The sequence below is a fragment of the Microcystis sp. M49636_WE2 genome (genome assembly GCF_030065375.1).
GTDB lineage: Bacteria > Cyanobacteriota > Cyanobacteriia > Cyanobacteriales > Microcystaceae > Microcystis > Microcystis aeruginosa_C.
The window spans coordinates 1-2,315 of sequence record NZ_JASJFG010000644.1; the positions used below are offsets into that span (position 1 = coordinate 1).

General features: G+C 41.6%; 5 protein-coding genes. All 5 read right to left on the reverse strand.

All coding sequences use genetic code 11. From position 1 onward, the window contains the following. Nucleotides 1-373, reverse strand: a 373-nt coding sequence (locus PX484_RS14950; RefSeq protein ID WP_288104482.1) for a DUF4040 domain-containing protein, incomplete at its 3' end; no start/stop codon positions are given. A gap of 8 nt (nt 374-381) precedes the next feature. Further along, entirely contained in the window at nt 382-651 is a 270-nt protein-coding gene (locus PX484_RS14955) for a monovalent cation/H(+) antiporter subunit G (protein WP_002796741.1), read from the reverse strand. Beyond that, nucleotides 648-899, reverse strand: a complete 252-nt coding sequence (locus PX484_RS14960; RefSeq protein ID WP_002771873.1) for a hypothetical protein — start codon at nt 897-899, stop codon at nt 648-650. Before PX484_RS14960 ends, PX484_RS14955 begins: the two co-directional genes overlap by 4 nt. Continuing rightward, a complete protein-coding gene (locus PX484_RS14965; protein WP_287667942.1) occupies nt 896-1,279 on the reverse strand; it encodes a Na+/H+ antiporter subunit E in 384 nt (127 codons plus the stop codon). Before PX484_RS14965 ends, PX484_RS14960 begins: the two co-directional genes overlap by 4 nt. After that, nucleotides 1,276-2,315: cation:proton antiporter (locus PX484_RS14970; RefSeq protein ID WP_288104486.1), on the reverse strand; the 1,040-nt coding region annotated here is incomplete at its 5' end. The genes PX484_RS14965 and PX484_RS14970, both read right to left, overlap by 4 nt.

Genomic DNA, 2,315 nt, shown 5'->3' on the forward strand with positions numbered 1-2,315 from the left:
TAAGTGCCTGTTGCAAAGCTTGTTTATCACTGTAGGCAACTAATTCTAAACGCATAAAACGCTTACTTAAAACCGTTTGTAGTTGAGTTTTTAACTGTTCTAAAACCGTATCGGTTTCCTCGGCAATTACTCCTAAACGCATCACTAAAGAGGAACGAATCGCCACCGCGTAGAGAGTTACGGCTAACATGGTTCCCATCAAAGCTTCGGTTAAAGATACATCTGCCGCCCCTAATAAAGCATAAACTAAGGCTGCTATTGCCCCTAAAACCCCGCGAATTACTAGAGCTTGGTAGGGATTGGATTGTAATATCACCATCGCCGCAGTTAAAGGCAAGAGGGCAACAATAACATAGAGATAACTTTCATTCATCTTTAATTTTACTCTCGATCGCTAGAAGTATAAGCTAAAACGTAGCCTAACATGGTGTTCCAAATTGCTAGGGAAATTATTGCCAATAATAATAAAGGCCAATTTTGGGGAACTTTCAAAAGTAGCCCGAAAATAATCGCCATGGAACCCAAAGTATCAGCGACAGATAGACCATGTAATTTATATAATACCGAGCGCTTGTCTAAAAGATGCGCCGTTCCCCAAAACCAGAAAAACACTCCGATAGTGATGCAGATATAACTGAAAATGTCAATCATGATTCGTTCAGTCGTTTAAGAATTTGTGCTAATAACATAAAACCGGCATTACCGACACTGAGAATAATCACTGCTACCACTCCAATCATCCAATCATCCCGCAGAACCGACACCACTAGAATAATAATTGATGATTTACTGGAAGCACTGGCAAAGGCGGCCATTTTTTGCCAGATGTCATCATTTCTTGCCACTTCATAAAGGGGAATTAATAGGGCGACAATCATGGCAATGAGAACAATATTCATCCCTGGTTACTCCGTTTAATTATATGTACTTCATAACCCTCATTTTCCTTGTATTCGGTGACGATAGTTTTCGGGGTAAAAGTAATGAGAAATATATCCCAAAAAGCCAGTCTGGGTGAACGTTTACCCGAAATTCTCTCTAAAATAATTTCTTCTTCCTTGTGGGGATGAAGGATAATTTCAAACGCTTCTTTATAAGCTTGGGGAATAGCCATAAAGACTTTAATTATTACCTTTAACCAATCGCCTAAAGTTTCGCTAGAGGCGAAATTACGGGGCAAAAGAAAAGCAATAGCCACCCCGATCATAATATTAGCGGGGGTAAAATTAGCGGTGAGCAAAAACCACATAGTTAAACGCAGAATTATATGTCCGATCATGCTAAGACCATCCAAAACAATAGAACTAACATTATACTCATCATCCCGACGAGATTATCAAATTGTTCCCAGGCTCGCGATAATTTTAGGGATAACTTTTTGAAAACTCCCAGATATAACCACCACCCGGCACCAATGACAGCTAAAGCTTTGATAATATTGGGTAGATTATAAGCTTCAACATAGACAGCATTGGATAAAAATAGGGCGGCAAGGAGCAGAATTATTGCCGTCCAGAAACCGATAGTTAGCTTCTGTTTACTTTCGCCACCAGCGTGGGGTAAAAAGATAAATTTAGCAAAGGAAATCGCCGTCCCCACCGCCACAAGATTGATCATAATTTCTTGCCAGGGGACTAAATTTTTCATCGTTAACGCTTTCGCCCCAAAACCGGATAATAGGGGGAATCCAGAGATAGAAAAACTAGCAACCACTAGGGCAATCCAGAGAGAATTAGGGAGCGATTGTTGCTGTAATTCTTTAAAATTGCGACTGGGTAAAACTCCCGCTAACAGAAATAGGCAAGATTTAACTAAACCGTGGGTAAGGGTATAAAAACCACTGACTACCGGGGCGGCTAAAATAAAACCTAACTGGGAAATAGTATGGAAGGCTAACATCCGCTTGCTATCCTTTTCAAACACTGCGTATGACACGCCAAAAATCGCCGTTAGCACCCCGAAAAGCCGAATTAGGACATCTAAATCCTCTAGGATTAAAGCACAGCGCAGGAGGGGAAAAATGCCAGCTTTTACCACCACCCCCGACATCAGCGCCGAGACGGAGGTTTCCGATTCCGAGTGTGTCATCGGTAGCCATAATCCCGAGACAAAGATTCCCCCTTTGACTAATAATCCCATGAAGATTAAAGCCAAGGCTTCGGGAGGTGCGTCCTTTAAACCAGCAAAAGCAAAGGAATTATTGGCTTTATAGACTAAAACTGCGCCAATAAGGTAAAATAACATCGCCACATTGCTGATAAACAGATAACGCAGGGCAACCCAGAGAGAGCGATCGCTGCGAGGATAGGCAATCA